This window comes from Bacillus cereus group sp. BfR-BA-01350, from assembly GCF_022663775.1.
In the GTDB taxonomy this organism is placed as follows: domain Bacteria; phylum Bacillota; class Bacilli; order Bacillales; family Bacillaceae_G; genus Bacillus_A; species Bacillus_A paranthracis.
In genome coordinates, this window is sequence record NZ_JAKUGD010000005.1 from 34,699 (window position 1) to 49,009 (window position 14,311).

The window sequence follows — 14,311 nt, forward strand, 5'->3', positions numbered from 1 at the left end:
TTATATCATTCTTTCTTTTTATATTATCATAACTGGACAAGCGTTTGTTTAACACAAAAAAATACAGGCAGCAAACTGCCTGTATTTCTTTTTATTTCGCCATTAATTTTAATGCTGACTGTAATTGTAGATCATTTTCTCCAGAACGGATTTTTTCAATAATTTTCGTTTGAATCGCCTCAGCTGTCTTTTTATCGAGCTGTCCTGTCGCTTCCATCTTATTCGCATTTTGGAATGCTTTCAGTGCTGATTCTGTCTCTTTACTAAAGTAGCCATCTTCACGTCCTGGTACATATCCTAAACTCTTAAGCATTTCTTGGGCATGTTTTACTTGTACATCATTTGCATTGTATGAAAGTGTCTTTTCAATTTGAATTGGTGTTGCATGATAATAATCTGGTTGTTTCACTTCTACAGTTGGCTTGATTCCTTTTTTATGAATCCAGTTTCCATCCGGTGTTAACCATTTGAACATCGTTAATTTGATATTGCTGCCATCTTTAAATGGAACAGCTTGCTGAACAGTACCTTTGCCAAACGTTTTTTCACCAATTAAATCGTATCCTTCTCCCTCTTTTAGCGCACCCGCTAAAATCTCTGAAGCAGAAGCACTTCCGTTATCAATTAATACTGAAATTGGATATGGCTTTCTCTCTTTTAGTTCCGTAGAGAATTTCTTCTTCTCACCATTTCTTTGCTCTACTTGTAGCATCGGCTTTTTATCCGTCATAATTTCTCCTAGTATCTCTTCTACACTATTTAAGTAGCCACCTGGATTACCACGTACGTCAATAACTAAGCCTTTTATGTTTTTCTTCTCTAACTCTTTTAACTGATCCTTAAATTCTTTCGCTGTATTTTCAGCAAAAGAAGTGATTTGCATATAACCGATATCTTTTCCACTCTCTTGTTTCACAGAGCTAAACACTGTGAAGATTGGAATTTTTTCACGCTTAATTTTAAATACAATCGGATCAGCTACTCCTGCACGCTTAATTTCAATCGCAACAGTCGTTCCTTTTTTACCACGAATCTTTAATACTGCTTCTTCACGTGATAAATCTTTCACACTATTTCCATCTACAGATAAAATTTGGTCATTCGGTTTAATTCCAATCTTTTCTGCTGGTGAGCCTTTAATTGGAGATACGATAATAAGCTTACCGTCCGTTTTGTTCACCTCAGCCCCAATCCCTTCTAACTCGGGATCAAGCGATTCACTAAACTGTTTAGCCGTTTCTTTATCCATATACGTGGAATAAGGGTCCTTCAGCGTAGACAACATGCCTTGTATTGCACCTTCGACTAATTTTTCATCTTTCACGTCTTCCACATAACGTGAATCAATTAGTGCATACGCCTCATTAATTTTTGCCAAATTCCCTTGCGCAGTGCTAGCGTTTCCATTCGAAATTGTTTGCGTTACTTCTGCTGGGTTAACCCCAAATAAAGACATACCTGCAAACATTCCGCCAGCACCAATTAAAAATGCAACAACCATTCCAATAATTGCAACTCTACGTTTCAATGCGGAATTCCCCTTTCCAAAACACACAGGTGGTGTAGCAAAAGGCATCACACAGTGTGTGATGCCTTTACCTATTTCTACTATATGATAAGCTTGTACGAATTATGTTTGCAACTTTTTATACTTTTAAGAAGCGACGAATTGACATTACACTTCCCCACATACCGATTAAAGCCCCGATTAACACTAGTAAACCAGCTAATTGGAATACGAATGGGCTGTATGGTAGAAGTTCGAAAATTGTTCCGCCAAGTTTTTCGTTAAACACACCTTGCAATGAATTATACGTAACTAGAATTAAGCCAATTGGAATAATTGATCCTAATACTCCTAGGAATAATCCCTCTAATAAGAACGGCCAACGAATAAACCAGTTTGTTGCACCTACAAGTTTCATAATTTCGATTTCTGTACTACGAGCATAAATTGTAATTTTAATTGTATTAGAGATTAAGAACATCGCTGTGAATAAAAGACCAGCAATTAACACAATCCCGATGTTACGACCAGTTTTTACAGTATCAAATAATCGTTCAACTTGCCCTTTTCCGTACTGAACATTACTTACAAACTGCATTTTTTCAATCTTTTTCGCAATTGTTGCTGTATCTGTTGGTTCTTTTGCTTTTACAACGAATACGTTTTTAAGTGGGTTATCTTGTTCAAATAACTCAAATGTCTTTCCGCTATCGCCTAAGCTTTTAATTAAACGTTTTAACTCTTCTTCTTTAGAAGAATATTTAATAGAGTCTACTTTTGCAATCTTACTCATATCATCTTCTAATTTCTTTTGATCAGCTTCTTTTGCTGCTGGATCAATGTGTACACGAATTTCTACATCTTGCTCTACTTTCGTCGCAAAATGGTTCATATTCATAATCGCTGTTAAAAAGACACCTACAAGTAATAATGTAACTGTTACTGCACTAACAGAAGCAAACGTCATCCATCCGTTACGTGATAGATTCTTTACACCTTCTCGCAAATGTCGACTAAGGGTCTTAGCCTTCATATCCGTATCCTCCCTCCATCTCATCTCGAACAATTTTTCCGCCTTCAATCGCGATTACACGATGACGGATTGTATTTACGATATCTGCGTTATGTGTCGCCATAACGATCGTTGTACCACGCTCATTAATGCGCGTGAAAATCTTCATAATATCAAGAGCTGTTTCAATATCTAAGTTACCTGTTGGCTCATCGGCAATTACAACCTTTGGTCTATTAACAATTGCTCTCGCAATCGCAACACGTTGCTGCTCCCCGCCTGAAAGTTCGCTTGGAAGTGCGTCTGCACGATCTTCAAGACCTACAAGACCTAACACTTCTGTTACACGCTCACGAATTGCATCTGGCTCTTCTTCAATTACTTCTAAGGCAAACGCAACATTCTCATATACCGTTAATTTAGGTAGTAATTTAAAGTCTTGGAAAATCACGCCTAATTGACGACGGAAATATGGAACGTCTCTTTCTGCTAATGACTCGATAGTAAGACCATTTACATTAATTGATCCTGTAGATGGCTTCTCTTCACGATACATCATTTTAATAAATGTAGATTTTCCGGCTCCACTCGGTCCAACTACGTATACAAACTCGCCTTGTTTAATGTTAACTGTGAGACCAGCAATGGCTTTCATACCATTCGGGTACTCCTTATAAACATTCGTCATTTTTATCATTATTTATCACCCAATACTTAATGATTTTTTTCGAAATACTTTTCTGTACATTTGAAAATAAAAGCTAAACCTTTATTCTCTTTTAAACCACTCTTGTTGAAGGTAGTCTACTTATACTCTTTTTCTAAGCAATACTACTCTATGTAATATATTTCAGCAAAATTCTACAAACCTCATTGTAACATCAAACGGTTTCCAGTTTGGATACATTTTTGTTACAGTTATGTTACATTCCAAAAAAAGGGAAACGAGTTGATTATATGAATCAACTCGTCCATTTTACCCCTTTTTATTTATGTTCAGCTAACCACTCAGCTACTTTTTTCGCATCTTCACCTTGAATAAGTCCTGGCGACATTGAACCGCGACCTTTTTTAATAATTTCTTCGATATCTGCAGCGTCGTACTTCCCGCCTACTTTTCTTAAATCAGGTCCAGTTGCTCCTGATAAATCTGTTGCGTGACACCCAGCACAACTTCTTTGGAAAATTTGTTCTGCACTGTCTGTACTTGCAGACTGGTTCGAAGGCTTACTCTCTTCTTTATTTCCACACGCTCCTAAAGCAAAAACGACTGATGTTCCTAGCGCAATAGCCAATAATTTCTTTTTCACTTCTATCACTCCCCATTGTTGATATTCTTTTCATTCCTAACACACTCATTTTCATTATAAGCATTATCTTTATATAGAAAAACTAAGGTATATTTCATATTCTTCAAAAATAAAGTGAGAACCCTAATGATATAAAGCTTTTATAAGTTGTTTCAATTCTGTGAACAACTTATAAACTTCTATAAAGGATTCTTTTTGAACGGGAATTTAGAAAATTTCTGTAGAAAGCCTTACTCTATTGCCAATCTGTTTTACTATTTTCTACTTTTTACAAAACAATATACAACATTGTATGCTACATATAATCCCATCAAAAAGAGAAGTTGTCGTTTCCAACTTCTCTTCCTCTGTACTTCATCCATATAAATAAAATAGCACTCTGTATGTCCTCTATATCCTCAACGTGCGCCAACAATTTTGTTGGCCTTTTTTCACTTAGCTTATTAGATGCGAGAACGTAAGTAAGCATCAATAAATGGATCAATTTCTCCATCCATAACTGCTTGCACATTACCGACCTCTGTATTTGTACGGTGGTCTTTCACAAGAGAATATGGGTGGAATACGTAAGAACGGATTTGGCTACCCCATCCGATTTCTTTTTGTTCTCCGCGAATTTCATCTAACTCCGCTTGTTGCTCTTCTAATTTCTTTTGATATAATTTCGCTTTTAACATCTTCATCGCATGCTCACGGTTTTTAATTTGAGAACGCTCTGACTGACACGTTACAACCGTATTTGTCGGTGTATGCGTAATACGAACTGCTGAATCTGTCGTATTAACGTGCTGTCCACCCGCTCCACTTGCACGATACGTATCAATTTTCAAGTCTTCTGTACGCACTTCAATTTCAACTTCATCATTGAACTCAGGTACAACTTCACAAGATACGAACGATGTATGACGACGGCCTGAAGAATCGAATGGTGAAATACGTACAAGACGATGTACACCTTTCTCAGCTTTTAAGTAACCGTAAGCGTTATGACCTTTAATTAATAAAGTAACGCTCTTAATACCAGCTTCATCACCTGGTAAGTAGTCAACAGTTTCTACTTTAAACCCACGTTTTTCAGCCCAACGTGTGTACATACGTAGTAACATAGAGCCCCAATCTTGTGACTCTGTTCCACCAGCACCTGGGTGTAATTCTAAAATGGCGTTATTTTTATCATAAGGATCGCTAAGTAGTAACTGCAGCTCATACTCATTCATTTCTTGAATTAAGCCTTTTACTTCTGATTCAAGTTCCTCATGTAAATCTTCATCATACTCTTCTTTTAAAAGCTCATGCGTAATTTCCAGGTTTTCGAACGTCTCATCTAGCTGACGGAACTTTCCAACCATATCTTTCAGTGCATTTGCTTCGTTAATTACAGCTTGTGCGCCTTGTTGGTCATCCCAAAATCCTGCGCCCATCATTTTCTCTTCTAATTCTGCAATTTGTTTCTCCTTAGTAGGGAGGTCAAAGAGACCCCCTAAAAGCCGCTAATCTCTTAGCCATTTTCTCTAATTCCTGTCTAATTTCTACTAATTCCATTTCCTTCACCTCTATGTAATTGCTGTTACTTTCGTATGAAAACAAGGGAAACTCTCTCCACTTATGACGGAGAGAGTTTAATCCTTCTTAATTATACATTTTTGATGTAAAAGTTTGCAAAGCAGCCTGGGCTACCGCCCTATATTACTTCCCAATGCCACAGCAGTTTTTATATTTTTTACCGCTACCACATTTACATAAATCGTTGCGGCCCACTTGGTCACCTTTTACAACTGGTTTTTTCTTCGCCTCTTCGCCATCGCTAGATGGGTGAACAGCTTCACCTTGAACAACTTCTTGACGCTCTAAGTTTTGTTCAATTTCAGCTTTCATAATGTAACGAGAAATTTCCTCTTCAATAGAAGCAATCATTGATTCGAACATTGCGAACCCTTCCATTTGATACTCACGAAGTGGATCAATTTGACCGTAAGCACGTAAATGAATACCTTCACGAAGGTGATCCATCGCATCGATATGCTCTGTCCATTTCGTATCTACAACACGGAATACAACAACTTTTTCGAACTCACGCATTTGCTCTTCTGGCATAAGCTTTTCCTTGTCATTGTAACGCTCTATTAATTTCGCGATAATTGGCTCGCTCATTTCCTCTGGAGCAAGGCGACGTAATTCTTCTTCTTTCACATCTCCTTCTTGCAGAAGGTTTGTATTTAAGTAGTCAACAAGACCTTTAATGTTCCAATCTTCTTCAATTTCCTCTTGTGTATGAAGTGCAACCGCACGCTCTACTGTAGATTTCATCATACCTTCAATAATACCGCGTAAGTTCTCAGACTCCATTACCTCTTGACGCTGTTTGTAAATAACTTCACGTTGCTGACGAAGTACATCATCATATTGTAGTAACTGCTTACGTGCATCATAGTTATTTCCTTCTACACGTTTTTGCGCAGATTCTACTGCACGAGAAACCATTTTACTTTCGATTGGCTGAGAATCATCCATACCAAGGCGATCCATCATCGCTTTCATATTATCAGAACCGAAGCGACGCATTAGTTCATCTTCCATTGATAAGTAGAATTGCGTAACACCTGGGTCCCCTTGACGACCAGCACGACCACGTAACTGGTTATCAATACGACGACTTTCGTGACGCTCTGTACCGATAACGGCTAAACCAACGTTTTTCACATCGTCTCCAAGCTTAATATCTGTACCACGACCTGCCATGTTCGTCGCAATCGTTACAGCGCCTTTTATACCTGCTTCTGCAATGATATCCGCTTCACGCGCATGGTTTTTCGCATTTAAGATGTTATGACGTACACCTTTACGCGTTAACATTTTTGAAATAAGTTCTGACGTTTCGATCGCAACTGTACCGACAAGAACTGGTTGCCCTTGTTTATGACGATTTACAATATCCTCAACAACAGCATTAAATTTACCTTCCATTGATTTGAAGATTAAATCTGCACGGTCATCACGAATAATCGGTTTGTTCGTTGGAATTACGATAACGTTCATATTATAAATGTTACGGAATTCCTCTTCCTCTGTTTTCGCTGTACCAGTCATACCAGATAACTTTTCGTACATACGGAAGTAGTTCTGGAATGTAATTGTCGCAAGCGTCATACTTTCATTTTGAATTTCTACGCCTTCTTTTGCCTCGATAGCTTGGTGTAACCCTTCGCTATAACGACGACCTTTCATAAGACGACCAGTAAATTGGTCTACAATTACGATTTCGCCTTCTTGTACAACATAATCTGTATCACGATGCATAACAACGTGCGCACGAAGTGCCTGATTAATATGGTGAAGAAGCGCTACATGTTTTAAATCAAATAAGTTTTCAATATGGAAAGCTTTCTCCGCTTTCGTAATACCATCTTCTGTTAACATTACATTTTTCGTCTTCACATCAAATGAATAATCTTTTTCATTTTCTAACGTACGAACGAATGCATTTGCAAACATGTACAGCTCTGTTGATTTTTGAGCTTGTCCAGAAATAATAAGTGGCGTACGTGCTTCATCGACTAAGATAGAATCGACTTCATCGATAATAGCAAAGTGCAGTGGGCGTTGAACGCACTGCTCTTTATATAAAACCATGTTGTCACGTAAGTAATCGAATCCAAGCTCATTATTTGTGCTATACGTAATATCAGCAGCATAAGCCTCTTGTTTCTCTTCGCGTGACATACTGTTTAAATTAATTCCTACTGTTAATCCTAAGAACTCATGAAGTTGTCCCATTTCGCTCGCATCACGTTGTGCTAAGTATTCATTGACTGTAACAACGTGAACACCTTTTCCTGTTAAAGCATTTAAATATACAGGTAATGTAGATGTTAACGTTTTACCTTCACCCGTTTTCATCTCAGAGATATTCCCTTCATGTAAGGCAATACCACCCATTAACTGTACACCATACGGACGCATTCCAAGAACACGAGTCGCAGCTTCACGAACAACCGCAAAAGCTTCAGGTAGTAGATCATCTACTGTTTCACCTTTTGTTAGACGTTCTTTAAATTCAAGCGTCTTCCCTTTTAATTGTTCATCAGTTAATGGCTTAATAGATGGCTCTAATGCATCAATTTGCTCAACTGTCTTCTGCATACGTTTAATTTGGCGTTGATTTACATCAAATACCTTTTTTAAAATACCGATCATAGGAAATACGCTCCTCTTTTTTATTAAAATAAAACTTCCGATTGTTTTTCTTTTTCTCTATTACAATCAGTCGTTATAAAAATCAAATGTATGTTATGCCAATTTTTCTCCTAATTAAAAAAACTAAAATGTATATACCTAATGATAATTGTAACACTTGTCTTATAACTATGACAACAATCGGCAAAATGTCGGGCCTTATATTCAAAAAAAGTTTTTATTTTATTTGTTACGTTCCTTTTCTCTGTCTCGCTATTTCAATTTCACGTTACAAATTTCGTATTAAATCTAAATCGATAATTACAAAAAGCCGGAAATTTCGCAGGTGCAGCATCCATGGATACTTACACCTACGCAAAACCTCCGACTTTAAAAGATAATATTATATTGCAAGATCTACTCAACCACGGCACCCAAAAAGCACACTTAAAATATATTTGTATCAATCATGCATTAATTTATCGGTATTTCTAATTCATGATATTTCCCTTTCTGATCCTTCATAAAAGAAATGAATTTCACTTTAGTTGATTCATTTGAAAAGTTTTTATAATTTTTATAAGGGTCATCTCCTATAAAATAATTTGTCCCTATATATCCTCGCACTGTTTTACCAGCAGGTATTACAGGCTCAAACTGATATTTTTCAGGTAATTCCATTGAATACGGAATTACATTATAAAACTCTCCTATTTTAGAATAAAACATTGTATTAGAAATAGACTTATTACTAAGCAAATTAATATCCCGATTCATTGTATTTGTAATATCTAAAGGTAATACATACGTCACTACTTCACGGTCTTCATAAGGATCATAAACTTTTGTAGGATCAAGAGGATTAAGTGCATGAAAAGTAACTCCTTGCCCATCTTCAAAAGTTCTATTAGATAAAAACTCATCTTTTACCACTTTATAAGATTCATTATTAAGATTTAATGTTTTAAATCTTAATAAACTAGCAAATATACATAGCAACAGACACAATCCAACGCTTATTAAGACATGTTTTCTTGTCACTCTTAATCTACCAACTTTCCATTATTAACATGTACAATACGATCTACCATTTCATTATCTAGAACATGCACATCATGACTGGCTACAACAATAGTCGTTCCTTTAGACTTTTCTACTTTCAAAATATCCAAAACATCTTTTATCCCATCACTATCTAAAGCATTCGTTGGCTCGTCTAATAACAATAGTGTTGGTTGCTCCATTAAAGCTTGCGCTATCCCTAAACGTTGTTTCATACCTAAAGAGTATCTTTTATACTTTCTCTTATCTGTTTTATCAAGTCCAACCCTTTGAATAATATTATAAATTTCCTCATCAGAGATTTTATTGTTAATCGATGATAAAAATTTCAAATTCTGAAAACCAGTATACCCTGGAATAAAACTTGGATATTCAATCAATATCCCCATAGAATCCGGGAATTGCTTTTGTTTTCCAATCATTTCATTATCTACGTAAACAGCTCCAGAATTTAAACGCATTAATCCTGATATAGCACGTAAAATCATTGTTTTACCAGAACCATTATGCCCCTTCAAAACTAAAAACTCTCCTTTTTTTACTGACAAACTAATATTATCTAACACAATATTTCCCTTCAATCTTTTCGTCATACATTCACATTTAATATAATTGTCCATAAATTATTCACCTATCACATCTAGTTTTTTAAAACAAAAACTACCTAATAAAATCATTACAACAACAATTACTACTCCTATTAGAAGTAAATCATTCCATTGAATAGATTGATTATTACCTAAAGTCAATTGAATTGAACTGTGATCAACAAAATACCAACGATTTGGCATAACAAAAGATCCTAAAAAATAAATACTATGAAAGAAAATAGACAAAAATAGGTACAACAACATTAGTACAAAAACAATAGTTATTGGCATATAGAACGTTAAAAGCTCAAAAATTAAAGCTAATAAAAAGCTGATAATGATTTGAATTAGCATAGTACCTAATATCTTATAAGGAAATTGACTATATAAAGAACTCTCGCCATAAGGAAGCAAATAGTACACCGTAAACCAAATAAAATACATAACAACCCAAATACAAACTATGTAAAAAAACAAAGATAGCATTTTCGTTAACCACAGAAAATGCTTCTTCTTAACACGAGGAAATAAATAAACACCATTCTGTTGAATATCTGAAAGGGCAAACTTCCCTACTAGCAACAAAGGAACGATTTGAAAGAATATCCAATAAAAAGGGATAGAAAATCGCCCCTCCTTATAAAAATAAGATAAATCCACAAAGTCTACTCCATGAAAAAATCGATAAAAGGTAACATCTACTAATACAGATTCTTTACCATTACTAAGAGGCTGATTGTATAAAAAAGTAACTACAATCATAGCGTAAATTAAGAATAAAAAAGCCATTATCTTGATGGAATCTCGAAACCTTACATGTAAATCTCTTTTTAACAAATAATATAAAATCATAATGTAAACTAGATCACCTCTGTCTCATCATTCATAGAAATATAACTTTTTTTAGATAAAATCCATACACTTATAAAAAAGATAGAAAAACATCCAAATAAGCGTATAAGTAAACCAGTAGCATCTTCAAACACATTTATATAAAAAGCATTTGTAAATAAAAATCCATGTAATATAAATCTATCTAATAAAACAGCAGTAATCATACATATTATTACAAGTAAACTAGGTAAAAATAATTGCAAGAAAGCACTTATCATGCATATAAAAATATTCGCAAATAGTTGAATGCACAATAATAATGGATAATTTACATCAATACTAGTTACAGCCATCATATTTGACATCAAAAACAACTGTAAAATCATACTCCCAGCAAAAAAGCAAACAAAAACAATTAGTTTCAAATAATAGATAGAAACTAATTTCAATGCATTATTCACTCTGTAAACAACATAAACACTAAAAAAATTCGACATAGAATATACAGAAAAAACGATTGTTAAAGGAATAAATATGGTCGACAAATTATAAAACGACATAACCTTATACAAGGTTTCCAATTCGTTCATTTTCTCTTTTACAATTCCAGGTTCAAAATAATTGAACAAACAACCTATGATACTGACATTAAGTAAAAAAAGAATACTTAACCAAATATATTTCATCCTTATAGTTTCTTTCATTACATTATAAAAGAACATGCTTCCTACTCCCCTGTAAATAAAGAACTACAGAACAAAACCAAATACATAACAATACACTAAGAAAAATTTTTAATTCAAAAAAACCGAGATCTTTAATTAAATAATCTTTAGGATTGAGAATTCCCTTTCCAATACCAAGCCAAAAAATATGTAAAATAAATGGCACTAAATAAATAAAATAAACTCGTTTTATAAAAAACGAAACTGATAAAGCCAAACTTGACAAAACCGCACCGTATAAACCATTTAAAAATACATACATAAGAAAATATAAAGTAGGATACTCATAATAAACCGTATGAAATTGAGCTGTTGGTGAAACAGTAGCAGCCATATAATTTAATACCGGATGCGGAGCAACTGTTGGATAAGTCATTGCATATAAATAAAAGTTAAATAGTAAAGGGACACTTATAATAAAAAAAGATACAATAAAATTAATAAAATAAAGTAGCTTAAAATAATAACCCGTTCCCATTTTAGAAATAACAGGATAAATAAATCCGTAATTTTTATCGATTCTATAAATCCCTGCTACAGCCATTGCAGAGATCATAGGAAATATAAGTAGATAAAACTCACTATAAAATGGTAATCTAGTAAAATATAAAATATTAGATAAATACGGTGATACCTTTATAATCCCAGTATCATTAAATCCTTTAGTTGTTACTAGCATAGAAATATATTGAGCAGTAATAATTACTAACATAATAAATAAAGACAACCAAAACATTTTGCCTTTTAAAATCCTTCTTAAAAAGTAACTCATCTACAGCTCCTCCATAAACCATTAATGAAATTCAAATCTTTTTTAATATGAACAGTTGATCCGCAACACCATAACATTTATTTTCTCTATTTAACCAGATGTAACGAAAAGAAACATTTGCTCTCTCTCCTTCAAATTTAGGAAACTCAACTTCATACTGATAAACATCATTTGTACCTTTTCTTTTTACACTCTTAACTTCTTGTTTCCACTGAATTATTTTTCCATCAATTTGTTCAATCCGTCCCAAAAGATACGTTGGTTTTTTCTTACTCGTAACACCTGTCAAAAAAACATAATAATTTTCTGGTATAACTCCTGAATTTATTTTTTTATTTGAAAGATTATCTTTTATTGCAATATCATTTCTATCTATTTGCCCTTGAAAGAAATCATCACCAGTTTCATTTTCCATAAATACTTGTTCAAAAACAGTATTTTTATTAATTTCTTTCAACTGAATACTTTTCAAATTATCTTTTTCCGTTAAAGTATCTTCAATATTTACAATAGGTTCATCTACTTTCTTATGGCAAGAAGCTAATAAACAAATAATTAATATAAAACAACAGAATAAAATATATTTTGAAATAAGCTTCATTGCAGCCCCTCCTATTCAAAAAATGAAATAGTAGAAAAAGTCGTATAATCCAGATGACGAACTAGACGACTTTTTCTAACGTTACACAATAAATAATTTTAATTTATAATTTCTAAATCAATATTCAGTGTAAGATCCACTAGGTCTTACACTATCAGGACTCCAAGCAGTAGGATAAGCATTATTTTCTCTAGAATAACCACCGAATCTCACAGGTACATTTTTTCCATAGTTTTCATATGCGTAATTTTGGAAAAGATACGTTTTACCTGGTCGCACCGTTCCTTCATGCTTACCTGACTCACCTGAAACATTTACCCAATCTCTATCACCTTTACCTTTATTTTTATCTGCTTCTGTCCAAACGTTGAAAGAACCACCGCCCTTTTCACTACTCTTCACACGCATATACATAGAAGTAGGTGTCTCTTTAGGACGTGCATTAGTATAATCATATGCATTCCAAAGTCTAAAGGTAAATTCTACATGATCATCCCTTGTATCAGCATTAGCTGGTTCGGTTAAAACGAAAGTACTAGCTAAAATACCTAAAGATAAAACAGATCCAAGCATAAAACGACTTTTTTTCTTAATGCTCACTAAAAGCACCTCCGATAATTTGTAGCATTATATTGATTTTATTTTTCCACTGAATGAATAAAATCCATATAATACGATATTATAGTAACAACACCTCAACATATCTTCAATTGATTTCAGAATATTTAATATTACTTTTACACTTGCGAACATTTTGTTAAATTTTCAAAAACAATCATATACTCCTAGCAAAGAATTACTTGTAAAGATAGCTACATTCCTATGCTTGTTCCAAATAATAACGAGTAACTCACTTCTCTAAGTTTTGAATTTTCTCATGCGATTTTAACGAAATAATGCCTAAAATCACTTCTTAATGAAATCGGCTACTTACAAAGCTTTTTAACCTTGCTGCGAAAAATAAAAATACAAAAAAGCGCAGCCATTTCGGCTGCGCTTTTGAATTATTATTTAGTTTCAATTAAACCATATTTCCCATCTTTACGGCCATATACAACGTTAGTTTCATTTGTATCAGCATTTGTGAAGACGAAGAAATTATGTCCTAGCATATCCATTTGTAGGATTGCCTCTTCAACGTCCATCGGTTTTAAATCGAATCGTTTTGTACGTACAAGTTCTAGTTCATCCTCTTCTACCTCATCCAGAACAGCTACTGCTTCTGGAAGGATAAAGTTCGTTTTCATAGAACCTTTCTCACGTAACTTACGATTTACTTTTGTTTTATGTTTACGAATTTGTCGCTCAAGTTTATCAACTACTAAATCGATAGCAGCGTACATATCGCTATTAGTTTCTTCTGCACGAAGTAATAAATCAGTAAATGGAATTGTTACCTCGACACGTTGCTTGTCAGAGTATACTTTTAAATTAACTTTAATCTCTGGGAATGTATCAAAATAACGCTCTAACTTACTTAGTTTTTTCTCTACATATTCCTTTAATGCTGGAGTTACTTCAATATTTTCACCACGAATGTTGAATTTCATAGATGAATTCCTCCTTTCAAGCCTATGTACTATAATTTCGACACCGGCTTAAAAACTCCTTCTAACTTTTTTAAAAAAATTAGTGGAATTGCGATTTTTTTATCGTTTTTTGTTGAAATGAAAAGATGCATCGTTTCTATCTTTATTTTATCCTATTAACATCGTGAATAACGAA

14 protein-coding genes are annotated in these 14,311 nt (G+C 34.0%); all 14 read right to left on the bottom strand.

The genetic code is table 11. The features are described from left to right. Positions 1 to 91: 91 nt before the first annotated feature. Positions 92 to 1,528 (bottom strand): S41 family peptidase, encoded by a 1,437-nt coding sequence (locus MR147_RS13185; protein ID WP_000830290.1) that lies wholly within the window; start codon positions 1,526 to 1,528, stop codon positions 92 to 94. Positions 1,529 to 1,646: 118 nt separating this feature from the next. Beyond that, a complete protein-coding gene (ftsX, locus tag MR147_RS13190; protein ID WP_000645019.1) occupies positions 1,647 to 2,540 on the bottom strand; it encodes a permease-like cell division protein FtsX in 894 nt (297 codons plus the stop codon). Continuing rightward, positions 2,530 to 3,216 carry a cell division ATP-binding protein FtsE gene (gene ftsE / locus MR147_RS13195; RefSeq protein WP_000594318.1) on the bottom strand — a complete coding sequence of 229 codons (687 nt, stop codon included), beginning with the start codon at positions 3,214 to 3,216 and terminating at the stop codon, positions 2,530 to 2,532. The genes ftsX and ftsE overlap by 11 nt, the downstream gene beginning before the upstream one ends. A gap of 289 nt (positions 3,217 to 3,505) precedes the next feature. Next, positions 3,506 to 3,829, bottom strand: a complete 324-nt coding sequence (gene cccB / locus MR147_RS13200) for a cytochrome c551 (protein WP_000727968.1) — start codon at positions 3,827 to 3,829, stop codon at positions 3,506 to 3,508. A 443-nt stretch (positions 3,830 to 4,272) separates the two neighbouring features. Then, positions 4,273 to 5,371, bottom strand: a protein-coding gene (gene prfB, locus MR147_RS13205) for a peptide chain release factor 2 (RefSeq protein ID WP_096001716.1) whose coding sequence is annotated in 2 segments (ribosomal slippage) — positions 4,273 to 5,298 and positions 5,300 to 5,371 — 1,098 coding nt in all. Because the reading frame shifts where the segments join, the coding sequence is not laid out codon by codon here. A gap of 144 nt (positions 5,372 to 5,515) precedes the next feature. After that, complete coding sequence (secA, locus tag MR147_RS13210) at positions 5,516 to 8,023, bottom strand: preprotein translocase subunit SecA (protein WP_048553050.1); 2,508 nt, start codon at positions 8,021 to 8,023, stop codon at positions 5,516 to 5,518. A 453-nt stretch (positions 8,024 to 8,476) separates the two neighbouring features. Further along, complete coding sequence (locus MR147_RS13215; protein WP_074606662.1) at positions 8,477 to 9,004, bottom strand: hypothetical protein; 528 nt, start codon at positions 9,002 to 9,004, stop codon at positions 8,477 to 8,479. A 41-nt stretch (positions 9,005 to 9,045) separates the two neighbouring features. Then, positions 9,046 to 9,684 carry an ATP-binding cassette domain-containing protein gene (locus tag MR147_RS13220; RefSeq protein ID WP_074606620.1) on the bottom strand — a complete coding sequence of 213 codons (639 nt, stop codon included), beginning with the start codon at positions 9,682 to 9,684 and terminating at the stop codon, positions 9,046 to 9,048. A gap of 3 nt (positions 9,685 to 9,687) precedes the next feature. Further along, the gene (locus tag MR147_RS13225) at positions 9,688 to 10,443 is read right to left on the bottom strand and encodes a hypothetical protein (protein ID WP_074606660.1); all 756 of its coding nucleotides are present in this window, start codon (positions 10,441 to 10,443) and stop codon (positions 9,688 to 9,690) included. A gap of 71 nt (positions 10,444 to 10,514) precedes the next feature. Further along, positions 10,515 to 11,210 carry a hypothetical protein gene (locus MR147_RS13230; protein WP_074606618.1) on the bottom strand — a complete coding sequence of 232 codons (696 nt, stop codon included), beginning with the start codon at positions 11,208 to 11,210 and terminating at the stop codon, positions 10,515 to 10,517. Further along, on the bottom strand, positions 11,197 to 11,985 hold the full coding sequence (locus MR147_RS13235) for a hypothetical protein (RefSeq protein ID WP_074606616.1): 789 nt from the start codon (positions 11,983 to 11,985) through the stop codon (positions 11,197 to 11,199). Before MR147_RS13235 ends, MR147_RS13230 begins: the two co-directional genes overlap by 14 nt. Before the next feature lie 31 nt (positions 11,986 to 12,016). Continuing rightward, on the bottom strand, positions 12,017 to 12,586 hold the full coding sequence (locus MR147_RS13240; protein ID WP_074606615.1) for a hypothetical protein: 570 nt from the start codon (positions 12,584 to 12,586) through the stop codon (positions 12,017 to 12,019). Between the two features lie 117 nt (positions 12,587 to 12,703). Further along, entirely contained in the window at positions 12,704 to 13,186 is a 483-nt protein-coding gene (locus tag MR147_RS13245) for a hypothetical protein (RefSeq protein ID WP_074606613.1), read from the bottom strand. 407 nt (positions 13,187 to 13,593) lie between these two features. Beyond that, positions 13,594 to 14,136, bottom strand: a complete 543-nt coding sequence (hpf, locus tag MR147_RS13250; RefSeq protein ID WP_000671190.1) for a ribosome hibernation-promoting factor, HPF/YfiA family — start codon at positions 14,134 to 14,136, stop codon at positions 13,594 to 13,596. Between the last annotated feature and the right edge of the window lie 175 nt (positions 14,137 to 14,311).

Coding starts and splice junctions, on each gene's coding strand:
- ftsX (WP_000645019.1), bottom strand. CDS start 2,540: ATGAAGGCTAAGACCCTTAGTCGACATTTGCGAGAAGGTGTAAAGAAT.
- ftsE (WP_000594318.1), bottom strand. CDS start 3,216: ATGATAAAAATGACGAATGTTTATAAGGAGTACCCGAATGGTATGAAA.
- secA (WP_048553050.1), bottom strand. CDS start 8,023: ATGATCGGTATTTTAAAAAAGGTATTTGATGTAAATCAACGCCAAATT.
- MR147_RS13220 (WP_074606620.1), bottom strand. CDS start 9,684: ATGGACAATTATATTAAATGTGAATGTATGACGAAAAGATTGAAGGGA.
- MR147_RS13225 (WP_074606660.1), bottom strand. CDS start 10,443: ATGGCTTTTTTATTCTTAATTTACGCTATGATTGTAGTTACTTTTTTA.
- MR147_RS13230 (WP_074606618.1), bottom strand. CDS start 11,210: ATGTTCTTTTATAATGTAATGAAAGAAACTATAAGGATGAAATATATT.
- MR147_RS13235 (WP_074606616.1), bottom strand. CDS start 11,985: ATGAGTTACTTTTTAAGAAGGATTTTAAAAGGCAAAATGTTTTGGTTG.
- MR147_RS13240 (WP_074606615.1), bottom strand. CDS start 12,586: ATGAAGCTTATTTCAAAATATATTTTATTCTGTTGTTTTATATTAATT.
- hpf (WP_000671190.1), bottom strand. CDS start 14,136: ATGAAATTCAACATTCGTGGTGAAAATATTGAAGTAACTCCAGCATTA.